This window comes from Leclercia sp. LSNIH1, assembly GCF_002902985.1.
In the GTDB taxonomy this organism is placed as follows: domain Bacteria; phylum Pseudomonadota; class Gammaproteobacteria; order Enterobacterales; family Enterobacteriaceae; genus Enterobacter.
Genome location: NZ_CP026167.1, coordinates 186,638 through 207,665, shown reverse-complemented (window position 1 = coordinate 207,665; position 21,028 = coordinate 186,638). Strand labels below are relative to the sequence as shown.

General features: G+C 57.9%; 21 protein-coding genes and 1 tRNA gene. 6 read left to right on the top strand and 16 right to left on the bottom strand.

Annotation, left to right across the window (positions count from 1 at the left end):
* Positions 1 to 35 precede the first annotated feature (35 nt).
* Positions 36 to 111, bottom strand: a tRNA-Ile gene (locus C2U54_RS01060).
* Between the two features lie 125 nt (positions 112 to 236).
* Between C2U54_RS01060 and mug the strand changes: the two genes are divergently transcribed.
* Positions 237 to 743 (top strand): G/U mismatch-specific DNA glycosylase, encoded by a 507-nt coding sequence (gene mug, locus C2U54_RS01055; protein WP_103177016.1) that lies wholly within the window; start codon positions 237 to 239, stop codon positions 741 to 743.
* A gap of 61 nt (positions 744 to 804) precedes the next feature.
* On the opposite strand, the gene rpoD is transcribed toward mug, so the two are convergent.
* The 3 genes from rpoD to rpsU all read right to left on the bottom strand — a co-directional run bounded on the left by rpoD (position 805) and on the right by rpsU (position 4,894).
* The gene (gene rpoD, locus C2U54_RS01050) at positions 805 to 2,652 is read right to left on the bottom strand and encodes an RNA polymerase sigma factor RpoD (protein WP_139156301.1); all 1,848 of its coding nucleotides are present in this window, start codon (positions 2,650 to 2,652) and stop codon (positions 805 to 807) included.
* A 164-nt stretch (positions 2,653 to 2,816) separates the two neighbouring features.
* A complete protein-coding gene (gene dnaG, locus C2U54_RS01045; protein WP_103177014.1) occupies positions 2,817 to 4,562 on the bottom strand; it encodes a DNA primase in 1,746 nt (581 codons plus the stop codon).
* Between the two features lie 116 nt (positions 4,563 to 4,678).
* Entirely contained in the window at positions 4,679 to 4,894 is a 216-nt protein-coding gene (gene rpsU / locus C2U54_RS01040; protein WP_001144069.1) for a 30S ribosomal protein S21, read from the bottom strand.
* Between the two features lie 237 nt (positions 4,895 to 5,131).
* On the opposite strand from rpsU, the gene tsaD reads away from it, so the two are divergent.
* On the top strand, positions 5,132 to 6,145 hold the full coding sequence (gene tsaD / locus C2U54_RS01035) for a tRNA (adenosine(37)-N6)-threonylcarbamoyltransferase complex transferase subunit TsaD (RefSeq protein WP_103177013.1): 1,014 nt from the start codon (positions 5,132 to 5,134) through the stop codon (positions 6,143 to 6,145).
* Between the two features lie 20 nt (positions 6,146 to 6,165).
* On the opposite strand, the gene C2U54_RS01030 is transcribed toward tsaD, so the two are convergent.
* A complete protein-coding gene (locus C2U54_RS01030; RefSeq protein WP_103177012.1) occupies positions 6,166 to 6,834 on the bottom strand; it encodes a response regulator transcription factor in 669 nt (222 codons plus the stop codon).
* 369 nt (positions 6,835 to 7,203) lie between these two features.
* Between C2U54_RS01030 and C2U54_RS01025 the strand changes: the two genes are divergently transcribed.
* A complete protein-coding gene (locus tag C2U54_RS01025) occupies positions 7,204 to 9,288 on the top strand; it encodes a S8 family peptidase (protein ID WP_103177011.1) in 2,085 nt (694 codons plus the stop codon).
* Positions 9,289 to 9,319: 31 nt separating this feature from the next.
* Here the strand turns inward: C2U54_RS01025 and ureG are convergent, their stop codons facing one another.
* The 9 genes from ureG to plsY form a co-directional block, all read right to left on the bottom strand.
* On the bottom strand, positions 9,320 to 9,937 hold the full coding sequence (gene ureG / locus C2U54_RS01020) for an urease accessory protein UreG (RefSeq protein WP_103177010.1): 618 nt from the start codon (positions 9,935 to 9,937) through the stop codon (positions 9,320 to 9,322).
* A 9-nt stretch (positions 9,938 to 9,946) separates the two neighbouring features.
* Complete coding sequence (locus C2U54_RS01015) at positions 9,947 to 10,621, bottom strand: urease accessory protein UreF (RefSeq protein ID WP_103177009.1); 675 nt, start codon at positions 10,619 to 10,621, stop codon at positions 9,947 to 9,949.
* Complete coding sequence (locus C2U54_RS01010) at positions 10,621 to 11,160, bottom strand: HupE/UreJ family protein (RefSeq protein WP_103177008.1); 540 nt, start codon at positions 11,158 to 11,160, stop codon at positions 10,621 to 10,623. Before C2U54_RS01010 ends, C2U54_RS01015 begins: the two co-directional genes overlap by 1 nt.
* Positions 11,161 to 11,169: 9 nt before the next feature.
* Complete coding sequence (gene ureE / locus C2U54_RS01005; protein ID WP_103177007.1) at positions 11,170 to 11,628, bottom strand: urease accessory protein UreE; 459 nt, start codon at positions 11,626 to 11,628, stop codon at positions 11,170 to 11,172.
* A gap of 9 nt (positions 11,629 to 11,637) precedes the next feature.
* A complete protein-coding gene (gene ureC / locus C2U54_RS01000) occupies positions 11,638 to 13,341 on the bottom strand; it encodes an urease subunit alpha (RefSeq protein ID WP_103177006.1) in 1,704 nt (567 codons plus the stop codon).
* Positions 13,334 to 13,648, bottom strand: coding sequence for an urease subunit beta (locus C2U54_RS00995; protein WP_103177005.1), 315 nt, complete (start codon positions 13,646 to 13,648; stop codon positions 13,334 to 13,336). Before C2U54_RS00995 ends, ureC begins: the two co-directional genes overlap by 8 nt.
* Before the next feature lie 9 nt (positions 13,649 to 13,657).
* On the bottom strand, positions 13,658 to 13,960 hold the full coding sequence (locus C2U54_RS00990; RefSeq protein WP_039031754.1) for an urease subunit gamma: 303 nt from the start codon (positions 13,958 to 13,960) through the stop codon (positions 13,658 to 13,660).
* A 10-nt stretch (positions 13,961 to 13,970) separates the two neighbouring features.
* On the bottom strand, positions 13,971 to 14,798 hold the full coding sequence (locus C2U54_RS00985; RefSeq protein WP_103177004.1) for an urease accessory protein UreD: 828 nt from the start codon (positions 14,796 to 14,798) through the stop codon (positions 13,971 to 13,973).
* 743 nt (positions 14,799 to 15,541) lie between these two features.
* Positions 15,542 to 16,156, bottom strand: coding sequence for a glycerol-3-phosphate 1-O-acyltransferase PlsY (plsY, locus tag C2U54_RS00970; RefSeq protein WP_103177003.1), 615 nt, complete (start codon positions 16,154 to 16,156; stop codon positions 15,542 to 15,544).
* A 107-nt stretch (positions 16,157 to 16,263) separates the two neighbouring features.
* Here plsY and folB point away from each other — a divergent pair, with 107 nt between their 5' ends.
* Both folB and bacA read left to right on the top strand, forming a co-directional pair.
* Positions 16,264 to 16,632 (top strand): bifunctional dihydroneopterin aldolase/7,8-dihydroneopterin epimerase, encoded by a 369-nt coding sequence (gene folB, locus C2U54_RS00965; RefSeq protein WP_103177002.1) that lies wholly within the window; start codon positions 16,264 to 16,266, stop codon positions 16,630 to 16,632.
* A 103-nt stretch (positions 16,633 to 16,735) separates the two neighbouring features.
* A complete protein-coding gene (gene bacA, locus C2U54_RS00960) occupies positions 16,736 to 17,554 on the top strand; it encodes an undecaprenyl-diphosphate phosphatase (protein WP_103177001.1) in 819 nt (272 codons plus the stop codon).
* Positions 17,555 to 17,564: 10 nt separating this feature from the next.
* Here bacA and C2U54_RS00955 read toward each other — a convergent pair whose 3' ends face one another.
* Together C2U54_RS00955 and C2U54_RS00950 are read right to left on the bottom strand one after the other, a co-directional pair.
* Positions 17,565 to 18,806: a multifunctional CCA addition/repair protein gene (locus tag C2U54_RS00955; protein ID WP_103177000.1), complete on the bottom strand. Its 1,242-nt coding sequence runs from the start codon at positions 18,804 to 18,806 to the stop codon at positions 17,565 to 17,567.
* A gap of 58 nt (positions 18,807 to 18,864) precedes the next feature.
* Positions 18,865 to 19,485, bottom strand: a complete 621-nt coding sequence (locus C2U54_RS00950) for a TIGR04211 family SH3 domain-containing protein (protein WP_103176999.1) — start codon at positions 19,483 to 19,485, stop codon at positions 18,865 to 18,867.
* 238 nt (positions 19,486 to 19,723) lie between these two features.
* On the opposite strand from C2U54_RS00950, the gene C2U54_RS00945 reads away from it, so the two are divergent.
* On the top strand, positions 19,724 to 21,025 hold the full coding sequence (locus tag C2U54_RS00945; protein WP_103176998.1) for a CYTH domain-containing protein: 1,302 nt from the start codon (positions 19,724 to 19,726) through the stop codon (positions 21,023 to 21,025).
* Positions 21,026 to 21,028: the final 3 nt, after the last annotated feature.

The window sequence follows — 21,028 nt, the reverse complement described above, 5'->3', positions numbered from 1 at the left end:
AGGTGGCTTATATACATGATTTTAAAGCTAAAATTTGGTGGCCCCTGCTGGGTTTGAACCAGCGACCAAGCGATTATGAGTCGCCTGCTCTAACCACTGAGCTAAGGGGCCGTGGCGGAGGATTATAAAGTAACTGCTCGCTGCAATCCAGCCATACGCACCTGCCTGCTGTTTTTATAAACAACGCATTTTCAATCTTTTATACTTAAAGCCTGAATCAATAAGCAGGAGTAATAATGATCAGCGATATCCTGGCGCCAGGCCTGCGGGTGGTGTTCTGCGGCATCAATCCGGGCAAGTCCTCTGCCCATACCGGTTTTCACTTTGCGCATCCCGGTAATCGCTTCTGGAAAGTGATTTACCAGGCCGGGTTTACCGATAAGTTACTCAAGCCGGAAGAGGAGCAGCAGCTGCTGGATACCCGCTGCGGCATCACCATGCTGGTGGAGCGGCCCACGGTGCAGGCGAGTGAGGTAAACCTGCATGAGCTACGCAGCGGCGGGCGCGAGTTGGTTAAAAAGATGGAGGACTATCAGCCCGCGGCGCTGGCGGTCCTCGGCAAGCAGGCGTATGAGCAGGCTTTTAGCCAGCGTGGGGTGCAGTGGGGAAAGCAGAAGATCACCATCGGCGTAACGCAGGTGTGGGTGCTGCCCAATCCGAGCGGCCTGAACCGGGCAACGCTGGAGAAGCTGGTGGAGGCGTACCGGGAGCTGGACGAGGCGCTGGTCGTGCGGGGGCTTTAAGCTCTGAAGCATCAGCCATAAAAAAAGCTCCCCGTAGGGAGCTTTTTTACATCAGGACGAATTAGTCGTCCAGGAAGCTACGCAGCACTTCAGAGCGGCTCGGGTGGCGCAGTTTACGCAGCGCCTTCGCTTCGATCTGACGGATACGTTCGCGGGTAACGTCGAACTGTTTACCCACCTCTTCCAGCGTGTGGTCGGTGTTCATATCGATACCGAAACGCATACGCAGGACTTTCGCTTCACGGGCGGTCAGGCCAGCCAGTACGTCGTGGGTGGCGGCACGCAGGCTCTCGGTGGTGGCAGAGTCTAGCGGCAGCTCGAGGGTGGTATCCTCGATGAAATCACCCAGATGCGAATCTTCATCATCACCGATTGGTGTTTCCATGGAGATTGGCTCTTTAGCGATTTTCAGCACCTTACGGATCTTGTCTTCCGGCATCAGCATGCGCTCGGCCAGCTCTTCCGGCGTGGGCTCGCGGCCCATCTCCTGCAGCATCTGGCGGGAGATACGGTTGAGCTTGTTGATGGTCTCAATCATATGCACCGGAATACGGATGGTGCGCGCCTGATCCGCGATAGAGCGGGTGATCGCCTGACGGATCCACCAGGTTGCGTAGGTGGAGAACTTATAACCACGACGGTATTCGAACTTATCAACCGCTTTCATCAGACCGATGTTGCCTTCCTGAATCAGATCCAGGAACTGCAGACCGCGGTTGGTGTACTTCTTGGCGATAGAGATAACCAGACGCAAGTTCGCCTCAACCATCTCTTTCTTCGCACGGCGGGCTTTCGCTTCACCGATGGACATACGACGGTTGATGTCTTTTACCTGCTCGATGGTCAGGCCGGTCTCTTCTTCAATCTGCTGCAGTTTCTGCAGGCCACGATGTACCTCTTCAGTCACGTCGCGCAGTTTTTCAGACCACGGCTTGTTCATCGCGATAGCGGCGTTGAACCAGGTCTCGCTGGTTTCGTTGCCGGTGAAGAGGGTGATGAAGTTCTTCTTCGGCATTTTGCACTGTTCAACGCACACCTTCATGATGATACGTTCCTGGGTACGTACGCGATCCATCATCACGCGCATGCTGTTTACCAGGTAATCGAACTGTTTTGGCACCAGACGGAACTGTTTGAACACTTCAGAGAGCTTCAGGATCTCTTCCTGAGCGGCTGCGTGGCTGCGGCCTTTCGCTTTGATCGTGTCGCGGGTAACGACATACTGCGCGCGCAGTTCAGCGAACTTCTCGCGAGCCAGTTCAGGGTCGATGCTGTTGTCATCATCGCTGCTGTCGTCATCGCCATCTTCGTCGTCTTCGTCTTCGTCATCATCCATCTCTTCCTGAGAGAGTTCAGAACCGACGTGCGTCGCCGTTGGGGCCATGTCTTCTTCCGCATTCGGATCGACAAAACCGGTGATCAGATCGGAGAGGCGGGCTTCTTCTGCCTCAACGCGATCGTACTGCTCCAGCAGATAGGTGATCGCTTCCGGGTATTCGGCAACGGAACACTGCACCTGGTTGATCCCGTCTTCGATACGTTTAGCGATGTCAATTTCGCCTTCGCGGGTCAACAGTTCAACGGTACCCATTTCGCGCATGTACATGCGAACCGGGTCGGTGGTGCGGCCGATTTCAGATTCAACGCTCGACAGAACCTGTGCAGCAGCTTCCTCTGCATCTTCGTCAGTGTTGTTTGAGTTTTCAGCAAGTAACAGATCATCGGCATCAGGGGCTTCTTCCATCACCTGAATACCCATGTCGTTGATCATTTGGATGATGTCTTCGATCTGATCGGAGTCGACGATATCTTCCGGCAGATGGTCATTGACCTCGGCATAGGTCAGATAGCCTTGCTCCTTACCACGTTGGACAAGAAGTTTCAGCTGTGACTGCGGGTTTTGCTCCATAAGACGGTATCCACACTTATTCGTTTGATTGGTGTCGGCGATACGGCTGCCAACCTTTAAAGCGAGGGCGTACTTGTATTTTTGCCGCTGCCTCTCAGTGCGGCTGTCGGGATCTACCCGATCGATATTCGGCACTTAAGCCGTTAAATACTTTTGTCTTTCTGTTATTTCTTTGCCAGCTCCTGGCTAATCATCCAGAGCTCCCGGCGTTCTTCGCTGCTTAAACCGTGTGTGCGCTCGCGAGCAATCAACTCTTCCTGGCGCAGTTCAAGCATCGAATCAAACATATGGTTGAGCGAGTCGGTGAAGGTCTCTTCAGCAATCTCTTTATCTGCTATATCGTCCCACATCGACAGTTTTTCAAGGGTTGCGGAGGCTTTTGTTCCGCGATAGTGCTCTAAAAGTTGCCCGGTGGTCAGACCTGGCTGTGACAAACAAGTGTTGACCAGTTCTGCAAATAAGCCAAGTCCGGGCAGCTTTTCGTGGTCTAAACCCGCCAGAGAGGGCACGCGTGGGGCCAGCTCCGGGTTTTGCACCAACAGTCCTATCAGTATACGCATGGTTGTGCGTTTTAGCTGAGGCGCGGGGCGAACCGCTCCGCTTTCAGCCAGTTTTGGCATTAAACGTTCAAGCTGGCTGTCATCCAGGATGCCAAGTTTCTTGCCCAGCTCCTGGCGCAGATAGATGCGCAACGTTTCGCCCGGCACCTGAGTAATCAGCGGTAACGCCAGCGTGCTCAGCTGGGCGCGGCCATCCGGGGTGCTCAAATCTACCTGCGGCATCAGGCTGTTAAACAGAAACGTGGAGAGCGGCTGAGCCTGCTCCATCCGCGCTTCAAATGCCGCTTTGCCCTCTTTACGCACCAGCGTATCCGGGTCTTCGCCGTCGGGCAGGAACATAAAGCGCAACTGGCGCCCGTCGGTCATATAAGGCAGCGCCGTTTCCAGCGCGCGCCAGGCGGCTTCGCGTCCGGCCCGGTCACCGTCGTAACAGCAGACGACCGTGTTGGTCACCCGGAACAGCAGCTGGATATGGTCGGCAGTGGTAGAGGTACCCAACGACGCCACGGCATAGTTAATGTCGAACTGCGCCAGCGCCACCACATCCATATAGCCTTCGACCACCAGCAGCCGCTGCGGTTCAGCGTTATTCTGCTGGGCTTCATACAGGCCATACAGCTGGCGGCCTTTATGGAAAATATCGGTTTCCGGGGAGTTGAGGTATTTCGGCAGGGCATCGCCCAGCACGCGGCCACCGAAACCAATTACCCGGCCACGCTTGTCGCGAATAGGGAACATCACCCGTTCGCGGAAGCGGTCATAGCTACGTCCCTGGTCGTTAGTGACCAGCATGCCCGCGTCGATGAGTGATTTACGATCTTCGCTATTGCCGCCAAAACGCTTCAACACGTTATCCCAGCCGGGCGGGGCGTAACCAATAGCGAAACGCGCAATAACATCGTCGCTCAGTCCGCGCTTGTTCAGATACTGACGCGCAGGCTCAGCAGCAGGTTGCTTGAGAGACTGTTGGTAAAACGAATTCAGGCCATCCATCAGCTGATACAGCGTTTGTCGTTGATGACGCTCTATCTGGCTGGGGCCACTGCCTGCTTCATAAGGCACTTCAAGATTGTGCATGGCAGCCAGCTCTTCGACGGTTTCAACGAACTCGAGCTTGTCGTAGTTCATCAAAAAGTCGACGGCGTTGCCGTGCGCGCCACAGCCGAAGCAGTGGTAGAACTGCTTTTCACCGTTTACGGTGAAAGAGGGGGTTTTTTCGTTATGGAATGGACAGCACGCGTGATAGTTCTTGCCCTGCTTCTTCAGCTTTACCCGCGCGTCGATGAGATCGACAATGTCGGTTCTTGCCAGCAGATCGTTGATAAATACGCGTGGAATTCGTCCAGCCATAGGCCCCAGAAATTTTTAGGAACGTATAAACGAAAACAAGCCGCGCATTCCTTCCGGAAGCACGGCCTTACGACTACTACTCTGTCTGACGACTGAGGACGTGCGTCCTCAATAGATTAGTACAGACGAGTACGGCGTGCGTTTTCGCGAGCCAGTTTCTTCGCGTGACGTTTCACAGCAGAAGCTTTAGCGCGCTTACGTTCGGTCGTTGGTTTTTCATAGAACTCACGACGACGAACTTCAGCCAGAACACCTGCTTTCTCGCATGAACGCTTGAAGCGACGCAGTGCTACGTCGAACGGCTCGTTTTCACGTACTTTAATTACCGGCATGTAACTCTCACCTTTATAAATTCGGTTTGCCGCTGGCATCAACGCCAGCTTATTTCAAAATGGTGCGGAATTTTACTGCAATTGCTGCTGCTTTGTAAAGCACCGCGGCCGTTTTTGAAAGGGGACTTTTATAAGGGTGAGGAGTATACACGAAGTGAACTCCAGGGGTGAGGAAAGTTTTACATCAACCCGCCCAGGCTCTACACTGCGCGGTATCTGAGTGAGGTAAAACAAGTCATGCGTGTACTGGGTATTGAAACATCCTGCGATGAAACCGGCATCGCGATCTACGACGATGAAAAAGGGCTGGTCGCCAACCAATTGTATAGTCAGGTAAAATTGCATGCCGACTACGGTGGCGTCGTGCCAGAACTGGCCTCCCGCGACCATGTGCGTAAAACCGTGCCCCTGATCCAGGCGGCGCTGAAAGAGGCTGGCTTTACGGCAAAAGATATTGACGCTGTGGCCTACACGGCGGGTCCGGGTCTGGTGGGGGCGCTGCTGGTGGGCGCCACTATCGGACGTTCGCTGGCGTTCGCGTGGGATGTTCCGGCTATCGCGGTTCACCATATGGAAGGGCATCTGCTGGCGCCGATGCTGGAAGAGAATCCCCCTGAATTTCCGTTTGTGGCGCTGCTGGTTTCCGGCGGTCATACGCAATTGATCAGCGTCACCGGTATTGGCCAGTACGAACTGCTGGGCGAGTCCATTGACGATGCGGCGGGTGAAGCGTTCGACAAAACCGCCAAGCTGCTGGGGCTCGATTACCCTGGCGGCCCGATGCTGTCGAAAATGGCCTCGCAGGGCACCGAAGGGCGCTTTGTCTTCCCGCGGCCAATGACCGACCGTCCGGGTCTGGATTTCAGCTTCTCCGGCCTGAAGACCTTTGCCGCCAATACCATCCGGAATAATGACGACGACGAGCAGACACGCGCCGACATCGCCCGCGCCTTTGAAGATGCGGTGGTGGATACCTTAATGATCAAGTGCAAACGCGCGCTGGATCAGACCGGCTTTAAGCGCCTGGTGATGGCGGGGGGCGTTAGCGCCAACCGCACGCTGCGCGCGAAGCTCGCTGAGATGATGCAAAAACGCCGCGGTGAAGTCTTCTATGCCCGCCCGGAATTTTGTACCGATAACGGGGCGATGATCGCCTATGCCGGTATGGTGCGTCTGAAATCGAACGCCACGGCGGATCTCAGCGTCTCCGTGCGCCCGCGCTGGCCACTGTCCGAACTGCCTGCGGCCTGATCTTTCACCCGGCCCGGATGTTAAAAGGTAATATCAAACATCCGGGTGCGGGCCAGCAGGCAGTAAAGCTGGCAGTCATTTTTCACCCGCAGCTTCTCCATCGCCCGAATTTTATGCGCGCTCACGGTCTTAATGCTCAGGTGCATGCGACGCGAGATATCCGTCAGGCTCCCTCCTTTACAAAGTAAACGCAGCACGTCCACTTCTCTGGCGGAGAGTGTCTCCGCGGCCGGCTTTTCACCGGGGAAGAGCAGCTCCAGCAGCGCCGGTTCGACGTAGACGTCGTCATTCATTAAGCAGGTGAGCGCGTCGCGAAGGGTTTTCGCGTTTATATTGTGGCTAACGTACCCCTTTGCTCCTGTCTCAATGGCCAGGCGGAGAAGCTGCGGATTCTTGTAGCGGGCCAGCAGAAGTATTTTGAGCCCCGGAAAACGCTGGCGCAGGCCTTTTACCAGCGCCAGCCCCTCCATACGGCTTAGCGGATCGGCGCTGTGGGCGCCGTTAAGCGTGTAGCCCAGCAGCAGGATATCGGGAAGCTCTCGGGTCAGCGTTTTCAGCAGATCGGATGTCGACTCCGTTTCATCGTTGATTGCAATCGCTGCGCCAGCGCTATTCATGTCGTCGATCATCGCCCGGACGCCCCGGCGAATCAGCGGGTGCTCATCGGCAATGGTTAAATTTAATCGCATCGTAATTCTCCAGCATTGAACGCTGAGACGATAACGGCCAGCGTATTTATAAAACCAATTTTAACCCCCGCGAGAGCGTATTAATTATCCTTTGGAAGATATTTTTAATATTAGAAATGTCTTGCGCTATGGCGGCTGGTATTATTCGCCTGAGTGCCTGTCGTTTTCGCGTTATGCATATTATTTTGGTTATTTTTACTCTGCGTTGCGGTTGACATTTTCGCGTTCAAAAAAGATCGGGAAACTAATACACGTAGAGACAGTTCTTATTTATTCGAAGAAGGCTCTTATTGGCTGGACGATGATTTTCTTTCATTGTGAAAAAAGGGATTTCACATAAATAAATGTCATTAAGGAACGTTGGCAAAAATGAAAAAAAGAATTTTATCGTTACTGATCTGTGCGATCGTCTCCAGCACCGCCTGGGCCGATACCGTACCTCAGGCCACCCTGGCGGAGGAGGGCGTTGCCTACGATGCGATCATTGTTAAGCTGAAACCATCGACAGACACGGGCGTCCAGCCTTCGCTGACCCTGAGCGACCCTTCACTGGCAGCCACCGCCATGTATCCCGCCGATAAAAATACCACCGAAATGGCGGCGATAAATAAGCGCTACGGCTTCGATCGCTATTTGCGTATTAATCTGCCGGGCGATAAGAACCAGGATAAGAACTACATCAACAGCATTATTAGCGAGCTGAAACATAATCAAAATATTGAAGCGGTCTATCCGGAATCACTTCCCGTTTCGCTGGAAGAGGAGCAGGGAGAGAACAGCGCCGTCAGACCTGGCTTAAGAGCATCCAGCGGCAGCCTCGGTGCGGTTTCAGTGCCGGATTTTCGCCATCTCCAGGATTATTTAAAAGCGCCGGATGAAAAGCGCGCGGGCTATTTTATGGGCGGGGTTAACCGCGACAGTGTCAACCTTTATAAAGGCAATGAGGGTGAAGATATTACCCTTGTCTCTTCAGAAAACTGCGCCTGGAACCCGCAACATGTCAATTTACCGCCCATCGCGTTCAGCCAGGGCAGCGCCACCAGCACCAGTGCCACCTGCTCTGAGCGGGAACATGGTACAGCCTCCATGGGTATTCTGGCCGGGCGGGATATCGGGGCCGGGGTGCGCGGGCTGAGCTGGAAGAGCAAGGTGGGCTATGCCGGTTGGCCTTCAAGCAATCTGTATAAGCTGATCCCTCAGCTCAAAGCCGGGGACGTGGTGTCGCTGAACATGCAGACCTACGGCGGTGAAGTGGCCGGTACCTGTCAAAAAAACTGCTACATACCGATTGAAAACGATCAGAGCTACTTCAATGTTATCAAAGCCCTGACTGACAAAGGGGTGTTTGTCGTCACCGCCGCAGGCAACGGCAATATCAACCTGGATGCGCCGGGCTTTAACGGCAAGTGGGATACCAACGTTCGCGATTCCGGGGCGATTATCGTCGGCGCGCTTTGTGCCAAAGATGGTAAACGCGCCCACTTCAGTACTTACGGCAAGCGCGTCACCAGCTCCTCCTGGGGCTGCAACGATGTCACCACCACCGGTTACGGCCCGCTTTATAACGCCCCTAACGCCAACTATACCAGCAGCTTCAACGGCACCTCATCCGCAACGCCCATCGTGGCGGGCGTGGTGGCCAGCCTGTCTGGGATCGCCAAAGCGCATGGGATCACCGTGACGCCGCTACAGATGCGTCAAATCCTCCAGGAGACCGGAACACCGGCCGCCAGCGGCACCGGGCAGACCATCGGTACCCAGCCGGATATGGCGCGGGCGGCGGCCAAAATATTGGCCCTGAAGGATGGGGGCGATACCCTGCCGGCGCCGACGGCAGCAGCGGGCGCGGATTACAGCATGGAGTCACCCACGACGGGGGTGAAAACCTGGCCGCTGGACGGCAGCCAAAGCCTCAATGCAAAATCGTATAACTGGAGCGTGACCAAAGGCGCTGGCACCTTCTTTGTGCAGCAGAACCTGAACGGTACCCTGAGCAGCAGCGTGAACAGCGCCCATGCCTACGCGGTGATCCCGGCGAATACCGAGGGCGATGCGGTCTTTACCCTGACCACCACCGGCGCGGACGGCCGCACAGCGCAGGACAGCATGACTATTAAGGTCAGCAAGCCGGCCATCCCGGCGCAGGACGAGACCCCGGCCCAGGACGAGACCCCGGCCCAGGACGAGACCCCGGCCCAGGACGAGACCCCGGCCCAGGACGAGACCCCGGCCCAGGATGAAACTCCGGCCCAGGATGAAACCCCAGCCAAAGAGATCGTTCCGGCCTATAACCCAAAAATTGCCTATCCGGTGAAATGCACCAAAGTGTCCCACAACGGTAAAATCTGGTTTAACCAGTGGTACGTCAACCCGGGCCAGGAAGAGCCGGGCAAAGGCTTCAGCAGTTGGGGCGTATGGCGTGAAGAGGGGGCGTCGAACAACACCTGTAAATGATCGGCAAGCCTGGCGTCACGCCAGGCTTTTTTTAGACCTTCAGCATGCCTTTCTCTTCCAGAAACGCGATGATGTTTGCCAGCCCGTCACCCGCTTTCAGGTTAGTAAAGGTCCACGGACGCTCGCCGCGCATGCGGTTGGTGTCGCGCTCCATCACCTCCAGCGAGGCCCCCACGTAAGGGGCGAGATCGGTTTTATTGATCACCAGAAAATCGGATTTGGTGATCCCCGGCCCGCCCTTGCGCGGGATCTTCTCCCCTTCCGCCACGTCGATCACGTAGATCGTCAGATCCGCCAGCTCCGGGCTGAAGGTGGCGCTCAGGTTGTCGCCGCCGCTCTCGACAAAGATCAGATCCAGGTTGCCGAACTTCTCGCTCAGGGCTTCTACCGCCGCCAGGTTCATCGAGGCATCTTCACGAATGGCGGTGTGCGGACAGCCGCCGGTCTCCACCCCCACAATGCGCTCCGGCTCCAGCGCGCCCGCCTCGGTGAGGATGCGCTGATCCTCTTTGGTGTAGATATCGTTGGTGACGACGGCCAGGTGATAGGTGTCGCGCATCGCTTTACACAGCGCTTCCAGCAGGGCGGTTTTACCCGACCCCACCGGGCCGCCCACGCCCACGCGCAGGGGGTGTTTGTACTCAGACATAGAGACTCCTCAGGAACGGAATAATCGTGAATATTGGGTTTCGTGGCGCGCCGAGGCGATGGCCGACAGCGGCGTGGCGGCGCCCAGTTCGTCATCGCAAAGCAACAGCGCCTGCGCCAGCCCGTCGGTAAAGCGATCGCAGAGTTCGATGATCAACAGCTGGGCCGCCTGCTGCCCAAAGGGCACCAGCTTGACGCCCGCCATTACCGCGCTCTCGATCCAGCTGTAGCCAAGACTCAGCGCCATCTCGCGCAGGCCGATGCCCCAGTGCACACCGAGCCACGCCATACCGCATAGCTGGCTTTGCGGGAACAGCGCCAGCCAGTCAGGTGGGCAATCCGCCTCCCAGCTTTTGATCAGCCGGGTAAACGCCGCCCCGCGGTTGCGCTCCTCTTCCCGCAGCTCGCGGGTCTCCCGGCAGGCCAGCAGGTACGCCGTCCAGTGCGCGGCGCTCGCCAGATCCTGCTGTTCACAGGCGTGGTAGAGGCGGGAAAAGAGCGGCAGATCGACGCGGAAAAAGCTTTGCTCCATCTGCTGACACTGCCAGGCTTTGAATGCCGCCGGGGTAGTGACCCAGCCCGCTTCCACCGCCCACTCCAGCCCCTGCGACCAGGTAAAAGAGCCCACCGGCAGACTGCTGCTGGCGAGTTGCATCAGGCGCAACCACTGGCGGGACGGCTCCATCAGCTCATCAGCGCCAGCAGGGCAGAGGCGATCAGCCCGCCGCCGAGGGTTTTACGCAGCCCGTCGTGACGGCGCAGCAGCAGGCCTGCCGCAAAGCTTGCGCACAGCACCGCGGCGCTGGCGAGCATAAAGCCGCTGGTAAACAGCCAGAAGCTGTGGCCTGCCATCTCCACCCCGTGCGCCCAGCCGTGGAACATCGCCAGCGCGGGCACCGCCAGCAGCAGGCGGTTTTCGGTTTTGAACATCATGGCACCACACACCGCCAGCGAGGCGATAATCAGCATCTCCATGCCGCTAAAGCCCCCCAGCAGGCTGCCTGCAATCGCCCCGGTGAGCATCATGCCGAGAGTGGCAAAGGGCATCAGCAGCCTGCGGCCGCTCAGGGCGGCAAGCACGCCTGCGCCGGTCAACATCAGCAGATGATCAAGCCCGGTCAGGGGATGGAAAAAGCCCGCCTGAAAACTGTCGCTGCCGTGTCCCGGATGGGCCAGCGCGGGCAGGGAGAAGGCCAGCAGAAGCAGGGGTAACAACTTACGCATAATTAATCCTTAATGTGAATGAGCGTGAGAGTGGGAGTGCCCTTCGCTGGCATAAGCGCCCGCTTCCGGTTCAAAGGGCAGGGTGGCGAAAGTGACGTCCAGGCCCAACAGGTGCAGCATTTCATCCAGCACGTGATCGTGGTGATAGCGCAATTCGCCGGGCATGACCTGCAGCGGGACGTGGCGGTTGCCCAGGTGATAACAGGCGCGAGCCAGCAGGAACGGATCCGCGCAGTGCACCACCGACAGCGGCTCGGGGGCGGCAATGACCTCCACCACTTCATGACCATCGTCACTGGCAAGCAGGTCGCCGCCCCGCAGCAACAGACCGCGGGGCAACATCAGCCCGGCGTCACGGCCATCGTTAAGCACTACGCGGGCGCGGCTCTTTACCCGCACATCAATGGGCAGCGTGACGTGTGCGGTAACGGGATGGGGATGATCAAGGCGTTGGGTTAAGGTGATCATGAGTCCTCCTCAGAACAGGAAATAGCGTTGCGCCATCGGCAGAACCTCTGCCGGTGCGCTGGTAATCAGCTCCCCGTCAATGCGCACCTCATAGGTTTGCGCATCGACGGTAATGTTCGGCTGCAGGCCGTTGTGGATCATGTCGGCCTTCTTCACCGTCCGGCAGCCTTTGACTACCGCAGTGGCGCTCTGCAGGTTCAACTGCTGCGAAATGTTGTTATCGGCGGCAGCCTGCGAGAGAAAGGTCAGACGGGTGGCGTGGCGGGCGGCGCCCAGCGCGCCAAACATGGGCCGGTAATGCACCGGCTGCGGCGTGGGGATCGAGGCGTTGATGTCCCCCATCGGCGCGCAGGCGATCATCCCGCCTTTGACGATGGTGGCTGGCTTGACGCCAAAGAAGGCGGGGGACCAGACCACCAGGTCCGCCAGTTTCCCCGCCTCAACCGACCCGACCTCATGGGCGATGCCGTGGGTCAGCGCCGGGTTGATGGTGTACTTGGCGATATAGCGCTTCACCCGCAGGTTATCGTTATCGCCCGACTCCTCCGCCAGCGGACCGCGCTGCACCTTCATGCGGTGCGCCACCTGCCAGGTGCGGATGATCACTTCTCCCACCCGGCCCATCGCCTGTGAATCGGACGAGGTGAGCGAGAAGGCGCCAATATCGTGCAGCACATCTTCTGCCGCAATGGTCTCCCGGCGAATACGCGATTCGGCAAAGGCCACATCCTCGGCGATATCCGGGTCGAGGTGGTGGCAGACCATCAGCATGTCCAGGTGTTCGTCGATGGTATTCACCGTGTAGGGCAGCGTGGGGTTGGTAGAGGAGGGCAGAATGTTGGGATGCGCGCAGGCGGTGATGATATCCGGCGCATGGCCGCCGCCCGCCCCTTCGGTGTGGAAGGTGTGGATGGTGCGCCCGGCGATGGCCGCCAGGGTGTCCTCGACAAACCCGCCCTCGTTAAGGGTGTCGCTGTGCAGCGCCACCTGGATATCCATCTCATCCGCCACCGTCAGGGCGCAGTCGATCGCCGCAGGGGTGGAACCCCAGTCCTCATGAATTTTCAGGCCAATCGCACCCGCGGCAACCTGCTCGCGCAGGGCATCCGGGTTGGAGCCGTTGCCTTTACCCAGCAGGCCGACATTCACCGGCAGCGTGTCGACCGCCTGCAACATGCGGGCGATATACCACGGCCCCGGCGTGCAGGTGGTGGCGTTGGTGCCTGCGGCAGGGCCGGTACCGCCGCCAATCATGGTGGTGACCCCGGAGACCAGCGCCTCTTCCGCCTGCTGCGGGCAGATCCAGTGAATATGGGTATCGACCCCGCCTGCGGTGACGATCTTCCCTTCGGCGGCGATCACCTCGGTGGCGGCGCCAATGGGGATCGTCACGCCGGGCTGAATGTCCGGGTTACCCGCTTTGCCGATGGCGAAGATCCTGCCATCCTTCACGCCGATATCCGCTTTGACGATCCCCCAGTGATCGACGATCAGCGCGTTGGTCAGCACCAGATCCACGCAGTCCTGCGCCAGCATCTGCCCCTGGCCCATGCCGTCGCGGATCACTTTTCCGCCGCCAAATTTGACCTCTTCGCCGTAGATGGTCAGATCGTTTTCCACCTCGATCCAGAGCTCGGTATCGGCGAGACGGACTTTATCCCCGGTGGTGGGGCCGAACATGTCGGCATATGCCTGACGTGAAATCTCAGCCATGGTTGACCTCACCCATCACCTCGCCACGAAAGCCCACAATACGCTGCGCGCCTGCCACAGCCACCAGCGTCACGGCGCGCTTCTGCCCCGGTTCAAAGCGCACGGCGGTACCGGCGGCAATGTTCAGCCGGTAGCCTCGGGTCGCCTCACGATCGAACTTAAGCGCCGGGTTTACCTCAAAAAAGTGGTAGTGGGATCCGACCTGGATCGGGCGGTCGCCGTGGTTCTCGACGATCACCGTCCGGGTATCGCGATCCGCGTTAATGACGATCTGGCCGGGTTGTATCTGATATTCCCCTGGGATCATGTTGCCCCCTTACAGGATCGGATTGTGAACGGTGACGAGCTTGGAGCCGTCCGGGAAGGTGGCCTCCACCTGGATGTCCGGGATCATCTCCGGTACGCCCTCCATCACCTGGGCGCGGGTCAGGACATGGCGGCCCGCTTCCATTAATTCCGCAACCGTCTGCCCATCGCGCGCCCCTTCCATAATGAAGGCGCTGATCAGGGCCACCGATTCCGGGTAATTGAGTTTTACGCCACGGGCGAGACGACGCTCGGCGACCAGCGCGGCGGTAAACAGCAACAGCTTGTCTTTTTCTCTGGGGGTCAGTTCCATCGTGCTTCTCTCAGGTGTGCCAGATTCGGGGCGAACAGGGGGCTTTGGCGGTAAGTTGCGGACGCAGGCGCTGCCAGATCTCACGCATCGCCTGCTGGCAAATCAGGTTGTCGTGCGCGAGGAAGCGCACCGACAGCAGGCCGTCGGTGAGGGTCGCGCCAGCGAAATGCTCCAGCGGTGCCAGGGCTTCGCGGGCCTCCTCCAGCTGTGTTTCGCTCGCCGGGTAAAACAGCAGGGTGCCGATCCACGGATGTTCCGCCACGGGGGTCAGATCGCCGTCGGCCAGGTGCTGGCGCTCGATTAACAGCGGCTCACCCTCAAGCCAGACTTCGAGACGGCTCTCAATACGACCGTGGCTGAAGGGCTCATTAATCACCGGGCGGCCCAGGCAAAACAGCTCCCAGGCCAGCAGCGTACTGCTGCGCTGCAGATGGAACACCGAGCGCAGGGCGGCCTGTGCCCCGGGAAAGAAAAGGGTGTCCTGCGGCAGCCACTCCAGCGTTGCGTTCTCCTCCAGCGTGAAGTGCTGATCCAGCCGCGCCAGGACGCCGTTGCTGCGATAGAACTTGCTGGCGCCGGGCATGGTGATCAGCGCGTGGCTATGGGCCGCAAGATGAACGGTAATCGCCAGCTCATCCCCGCCGACAATCCCGCCTGGGGGATGCAGCAGATAGAGGTGGCAGGTTTCACCTTCGGGATAAAAGGGGCGCTGCACGGTGAGTGGCCCGACGTGGCGGGCAGAGTGGAGGAGGGTTTTCTCAGGCGAGTAGGAAAAGTGCAGGGCAAGGGATGCCTGCCAGCCTTTTACTGTTTTTTCATGCGCCTGAGTTGCTGACATGCTTTATCCATCTGCTCGCCGTCGGGTTTTTTTAGTATGCCCTGGCGGAAATGAAGGCTGTCATATGAGTCGCTTATGGATGGGGGCGGTTGCTAAGCGCCCACTTATTTTCTGGAGTGGTGGAATTGTTCCGTTCACTATGACTTCTCTGCGTTATGTACGCCCCGCTGCGGTGAACGTGTTAAGGGGGCTGCCGCCGCCCCCTTAACAATCCCGGCTCCCGGCAAAGAAAATCGCCGCTTCGCGGTCCCTTCGGCTTATTCCCTCCGGCTAACGGGTCGGGCGTGATCCTACATCCATGTAGGTCACGCCCTCTCGGCGCATCCATGCGCCTCGCCCCGGCCTGCGGTCAACGCCTCAGCGATTTTCAGCCGGACTCACGCTCCCTCTGCCTTCGCTGCGGTCTGAAGGAAACAGAATGTCATTTCTCTGCAAATTCTTTTATTGCCGGAATGTGGCACGGGTGTTGAGTCCCCGCTGAAATCGGCGAACCGGAGACCGGCTGACAAGGGCTGGACGCCAGGGATGGCGGCCAGAGGCGAATCGAGACAGGATGTCGAGTTGAGCCGACCGCAGGCAGCAGGTCGGGAGGTGAGCGCAGTGCGAAGCACCGATTTCGTCGCGGGGCCGCGGGGATTGATAAGGGGGCCGCGGTGGCCCCCTTATCACGTTCACGGGTTCCGGAACGTCATATTCTGTTGGTCATAAAGTGAACGTAACTATTCCACTAAACTCAATATAAGCTACCGCGTCTCTTTCTTCTTCCGCTTCAACCGCGCCCAGATCTTCGTCTCCTGACGCCGCCACAACCGCTGAATATTGTCATGGTGACGCAACAGGATCAGACAAGAGAGCATCGACACCGGAAAGGTAAACTGCGGCTTAAACCACCAGACATAAAATGGCGCAATCAGCGCGCTCACAATGGCGCCAAGCGAAGAGTAGCCGCTCAGCAACACGCTGAGCAGCCAGGTGCCGGCCATCACGCCGGTCAGATCCCAGCCAATGGGGGCAATGGCGCCAAACGCGGTGGCGACGCCTTTTCCACCTTTAAAACCAAAGAAAACCGGCCAGATATGGCCCAGACAGGCGGCAATGGCAATCAGCCCCAGCCAGAACGGCGTGACGCCCAGTGCATACGCGCCCCAGACGGGAAGCATTCCTTTCAGAACGTCAAAAATCAGAACCGCTACGGCTGCTCCTTTGCCGCCAATTCGTAGTACATTGGTCGCTCCCGGATTCCCGGAGCCGCTCTCGCGTGGGTCAGGCAACCCGGCGATACGGCAGACCAGAATGGCGCTGGAAATTGAGCCGCAAAGGTAGGCGAGGAGGATCATTCCAGGCGCGATTGCACTCATAACGCTGTTCCGTTTTGAAAATGTCGTTTTGTACTTAGCATCTGTGGATAATACGCATAATTCGCCGGGAGTGGTATCCGGTTTAGCCAAAAACCAGGCAGGTCGTGATGGATATAGTATTTATAGAGCAACTTTCGGTAATCACCACTATCGGGGTGTATGACTGGGAGCAGACCATCGAGCAGAAACTCGTGTTCGATATCGAAATGGGCTGGGATAACCTCGCCGCGGCAAAAAGCGACGATGTGAACGACTGTCTGAGCTATGCCGACGTGAGTGACGCGGTCATCAGTCACGTGGAAGGCCAGCGTTTTGCGCTGGTGGAGCGTGTGGCGGAAGAAGTCGCGGAGCTGCTGCTCAGCCGCTTCAACTCCCCATGGGTGCGTATCAAAGTCAGCAAGCCGGGGGCGGTTGCGCGGGCGGCCAATGTCGGGGTCATTATCGAACGTAGCCAAAATCTGAAAGGAAACATTTAAAGGTATAATAGTTAAACCAATTCCTGTTAAATCAGTCTTAGAGCTGTTTCTTTTACGGTTACCCCCTGGGTAGCCCTTTTTTCTGTCTTTTAGGGGTTAATTGATGAGCGATATGCACTCCCTGCTGGTGGCAGCAATACTGGGTGTGGTCGAAGGATTGACAGAGTTTTTGCCGGTTTCCAGTACAGGCCATATGATCATTGTCGGCCATCTGCTGGGGTTCGAAGGCGAAACGGCGAAAACCTTTGAGGTAGTGATCCAGTTAGGATCCATTCTGGCGGTGGTGGTGATGTTCTGGCGTCGCCTGTTCGGCCTGATTGGCATCCACTTTGGTCATCCGCCGCATGAAGGCACAGGTAAAGGGCGTTTAACGCTGCTGCACATTCTGCTCGGGATGATTCCGGCGGTAGTGCTGGGTCTGTTACTCCACGACACCATCAAGTCGCTGTTTAACCCGATTAACGTGATGTATGCCCTGGTGGTCGGCGGTATCCTGCTAATTGCCGCCGAGCTGCTGAAGCCGAAAGAGCCCCGCGCGCCGGGTCTGGACGACATGACCTACCGTCAGGCGTTTATGATTGGCTGTTTCCAGTGTCTGGCACTGTGGCCGGGCTTCTCTCGCTCCGGGGCGACGATTTCAGGCGGGATGCTGATGGGCGTGAGCCGCTATGCGGCCTCTGAGTTCTCATTCCTGCTGGCGGTGCCGATGATGATGGGCGCCACCGCGCTCGATCTCTACAAGAGCTATCACTTCCTGACCGCGGGCGACATCCCGATGTTTGCCGTGGGCTTTGTCACCGCCTTTATCGTGGCGCTGATCGCCATCAAAACCTTCCTGCAACTGATCAAGCACATCTCGTTTATCCCGTTCGCCATCTATCGCTTTATCGTGGCGGCCGCGGTATACGTGGTCTTCTTCTGATTGCCCGCCCTCAGTCTTTCGGCTGAGGGCAATGCTGTTCCTTCCAGGCTGCGACGGCCCGGATCCGCCGTTTCGTTAACTCTTCCCGGATTTCTGCTCCTTTAAATCCAGCTTCGACGACCGCTTTTGTCGGCACCGCTTTCGCCACCTCCCAGGCTTCACGCAGCAACCGCCCCTGCGGATAATCGTTGGCTTCAAACCCGGTACGCCCGCGCACGTCGGCTTCGCTGGTTAAGGCGATCTGCTCCACGCGCTGCGGTTTGCGCCAGGCGTCAATACTGTCGAACAGCTTGATGATGGTGGCCGGTTTAAGGATCGGGAAGGTGTGGATCAGGTCGTGGAACTCGGCAACCAGCTTCGCCAGATCGCGGATCTCGTTAGGGACCCGCATCCGCTGGCAGACCCGTTCAACCAGCCGCACACCCGCCGGACCGTGGCCGTGGTGGCGCGGCCAGAGTTCGGGCGGCGTTAACCCCTTCCCGAGGTCGTGACAGAGCGTGGCAAAGCGGACGTCTACCTCCGGGCTCAGCATCGCCGCCATGCTCAGGGTCATCAGGGTATGGATGCCGGTATCGATTTCCGGGTGCCACTTCGCCGGGGCCGGCACGCCAAACAGGGCGTCCACTTCCGGGAACAGTACCTTCAGCGCCCCGCATTCGCGCAGCACCTGGAAGTAAACCTGTGGATTACGTGTGGTGAGCGCATTCTCGGTCTCTTTCCACACGCGTTCGGGGGTAAGGTGTTCCAGCTCGCCCGCTCTGGTCATGGCGGCCATCAGCGCCATCGTTTCATCGGCGATGCGAAAACTCAGGTGGGCATAGCGGGCAGCAAAACGCGCCACGCGCAGCACGCGGAGCGGATCTTCAGAGAAGGCGGGGGAAACATGGCGCAGAATGCGGTTTCGCAGATCCGACTGGCCGCCATAGGCATCAATGATATGGCCGTTTTCATCCTGGGCGAGGGCGTTAATGGTCAGATCGCGGCGCTGCAAATCCTCTTCAAGGGTGACGTCCGGGGCGGCATGACAGGTGAAGCCAGTATAACCGACGCCGGATTTGCGCTCGGTACGCGCCAGCGCGTACTCCTGGCGGCTTTGCGGATGCAGGAAGACAGGAAAATCGCGGCCTACCTGCTGGTAGCCCGCATCAAGCATCTCCTGAGGTGTGGCGCCTACCACCACCCAGTCTTTATCTTTGACCGGCAGACCTAACAACGCATCACGAACCGCACCACCGACCAGATAAATCTTCACGCCACACTCTCCCGTATTAAAAATGGCAATAATACGTAAGTGTGGCAGAGATAGCGATTTAGTTCATCCAGCGGTCTTTACGCTTACGGCTCGGTACCAGATGCGGCAGCACCAGACCCAGCAGCAGACCCATACCCAGCACGCCGCCGCCATACATAAACCACTGCATAATAATGGTGCGCTGTTTGTCATCCAGCTGCAGGTTGGCTGCGCTCACCTTTTTCTGGGCGACGATCAGCTCGTTCTTCAGCTTCTGGTTTTCGTCTTTGAGACCGTTGATCACCCCGTCGCTCTGCGCCACTTTCTGCTGCATTTCAGCCGTGCGCTGGTTCCAGGTGGCGTCGATATTGGTCAGTTTGTCGGTCAGGGTTTTGACCTGGTTTTCCAGATCCGGCACGCGGGTGCGCAGGCTTGGGCTGGTGCTAAGCTCTTTCAACGGGATCCAGGCGGTACGGCCGCTGCTGTCGCGCACCTGGCCATAGTTAGAGTCGGCATTGCTCTGTAACAGCACCACTTCCTCGCCGGCATTAATCGTACCCACGAGGCGATAATTGTCACCCGGACCACTACGTACCCAGGTATTCAGTTCGTCAGAAACGTAGCGTTTCTCTTCAGCGTGAACCGCTGTTGCGGCGCTAAAAGCAAGTAATGTCAGTCCGATTAGGCGTAATTTAAGCATCAGGCAGTCGTTATTTTCGTAAAAAGTGGAACGATAGTAGTGGTAACGGCTTCTCCACGCAAAGGATTCGTCAGCATTCGGAATCCTCCGTGTAGGGTTTGCCACTTTAACAAACTTTACGCCCGTCAAATTGCTCATTGCGTGGCAATCTGGCGCAAAATACTATCTACTGACAAAAAAGTGGCGAGTAAGTTCGCCTAAATTTACCCCGCAGTGCTGCAATCAAAAGAACAAGGCCATGGCTCAGGAAATCGAATTAAAGTTTATCGTTGAAAATGAGAGCGTCGACGCGCTGAAAAACCATCTGCACCAGCTGACAGCTGAACATCACGAGCCGGTGCAACTGCTCAACATCTATTACGAAACTCAGGACCTGTGGCTGCGTCGCCATGACAGGGGGCTGCGCATCCGCGGCGTTGATGACCGCTACGAGATGACCATGAAAATTGGTGGTCGCGTGGTGGGCGGTCTGCATCAGCGCCCGGAATACAACATTGATATTGACCAGCCTGCGCTGGATCTGGCGCGCTTCCCGGCGGAAGTGTGGCCGGAAGGCCAACTCCCCGAGGGCCTGGAAGAGAGCGCCAGCCCGCTGTTCAGCACCGATTTCTGGCGCGAAAAGTGGCTGGTGAACGAAGGTAAAAGCCGCATTGAAATCGCCCTCGACCGGGGTGAGGTAAAAGCGGGCGAGTTCCAGGAGCCGATCTGCGAGCTGGAGCTTGAGCTGCTGGAAGGCCACGCCGATGACGTGCTGAAGCTGGCGCGTAAGCTGGTGACCCAGAGCGGTCTGCGTCAGGGAAGCCTGAGCAAGGCGGCCCGCGGCTATCATCTGGCCCAGGGCAATGCCCCGCGCACCCTGAAACCGCTGGAGATTATGCGCGTCGCGCCGAAATCCTCCATCGAGCAGGGATTTGAAGCCTCGCTGGATCTGGCCCTCAGCCAGTGGCAGTATCACGAGGAGCTGTGGGTCCGCGGCGTGAAAGGGGCGAAAGCCGAGGTGCTGGCGGCAATGGCGCTGGTACGTCACAGCCTGACGCTGTTCGGCGGCATTGTGCCACGTAAAGCGAGTGCTCACTTACGCGATCTGCTGACCCAGACCGAAACCCTGATGGCGTCGGATGTCTCTGCCGAGACGGCGGTCTACAGCCCGCAAACCGCCACCGCGAAACTGGCGCTGACCGAGTTTCTGGTGACGCGCGGCTGGCGCACCTTCCTCGACGCGAAGGCGCAGAGCAAAATGGCGGATAACTTTAAGCGCTTCGCCGATATTCACCTCTCCCGTCACGCCGCTGAACTGAAAACCACCTTCGCCCATCCGCTGGGGGATCAGTATGGCGATCAGCTGATTCGTCTGGCGCGTAACATCGACAGCATGCTGCTGCTGGCAGGGGCCTATGACGGCCCGGTGGCCCGCGCCTGGCTGGAAAACTGGCAAGGTCTGCTGCATGCCATTAAGACGCGCCAGCACATTGAAATTGAGCATTTCCGCAACGAAGCCATTTCGCAGGAGCCATTCTGGCTGCACAGCGGAAAACGTTAACGC

Bases quoted from the DNA above. Each gene is read 5' to 3' on its own strand.
- mug (WP_103177016.1), top strand. From the start codon at position 237: ATGATCAGCGATATCCTGGCGCCAGGCCTGCGGGTGGTGTTCTGCGGC.
- rpoD (WP_139156301.1), bottom strand. From the start codon at position 2,652: ATGGAGCAAAACCCGCAGTCACAGCTGAAACTTCTTGTCCAACGTGGT.
- dnaG (WP_103177014.1), bottom strand. From the start codon at position 4,562: ATGGCTGGACGAATTCCACGCGTATTTATCAACGATCTGCTGGCAAGA.
- rpsU (WP_001144069.1), bottom strand. From the start codon at position 4,894: ATGCCGGTAATTAAAGTACGTGAAAACGAGCCGTTCGACGTAGCACTG.
- tsaD (WP_103177013.1), top strand. From the start codon at position 5,132: ATGCGTGTACTGGGTATTGAAACATCCTGCGATGAAACCGGCATCGCG.
- C2U54_RS01030 (WP_103177012.1), bottom strand. From the start codon at position 6,834: ATGCGATTAAATTTAACCATTGCCGATGAGCACCCGCTGATTCGCCGG.
- C2U54_RS01025 (WP_103177011.1), top strand. From the start codon at position 7,204: ATGAAAAAAAGAATTTTATCGTTACTGATCTGTGCGATCGTCTCCAGC.
- ureG (WP_103177010.1), bottom strand. From the start codon at position 9,937: ATGTCTGAGTACAAACACCCCCTGCGCGTGGGCGTGGGCGGCCCGGTG.
- C2U54_RS01015 (WP_103177009.1), bottom strand. From the start codon at position 10,621: ATGGAGCCGTCCCGCCAGTGGTTGCGCCTGATGCAACTCGCCAGCAGC.
- C2U54_RS01010 (WP_103177008.1), bottom strand. From the start codon at position 11,160: ATGCGTAAGTTGTTACCCCTGCTTCTGCTGGCCTTCTCCCTGCCCGCG.
- ureE (WP_103177007.1), bottom strand. From the start codon at position 11,628: ATGATCACCTTAACCCAACGCCTTGATCATCCCCATCCCGTTACCGCA.
- ureC (WP_103177006.1), bottom strand. From the start codon at position 13,341: ATGGCTGAGATTTCACGTCAGGCATATGCCGACATGTTCGGCCCCACC.
- C2U54_RS00995 (WP_103177005.1), bottom strand. From the start codon at position 13,648: ATGATCCCAGGGGAATATCAGATACAACCCGGCCAGATCGTCATTAAC.
- C2U54_RS00990 (WP_039031754.1), bottom strand. From the start codon at position 13,960: ATGGAACTGACCCCCAGAGAAAAAGACAAGCTGTTGCTGTTTACCGCC.
- C2U54_RS00985 (WP_103177004.1), bottom strand. From the start codon at position 14,798: ATGTCAGCAACTCAGGCGCATGAAAAAACAGTAAAAGGCTGGCAGGCA.
- plsY (WP_103177003.1), bottom strand. From the start codon at position 16,156: ATGAGTGCAATCGCGCCTGGAATGATCCTCCTCGCCTACCTTTGCGGC.
- folB (WP_103177002.1), top strand. From the start codon at position 16,264: ATGGATATAGTATTTATAGAGCAACTTTCGGTAATCACCACTATCGGG.
- bacA (WP_103177001.1), top strand. From the start codon at position 16,736: ATGAGCGATATGCACTCCCTGCTGGTGGCAGCAATACTGGGTGTGGTC.
- C2U54_RS00950 (WP_103176999.1), bottom strand. From the start codon at position 19,485: ATGCTTAAATTACGCCTAATCGGACTGACATTACTTGCTTTTAGCGCC.
- C2U54_RS00945 (WP_103176998.1), top strand. From the start codon at position 19,724: ATGGCTCAGGAAATCGAATTAAAGTTTATCGTTGAAAATGAGAGCGTC.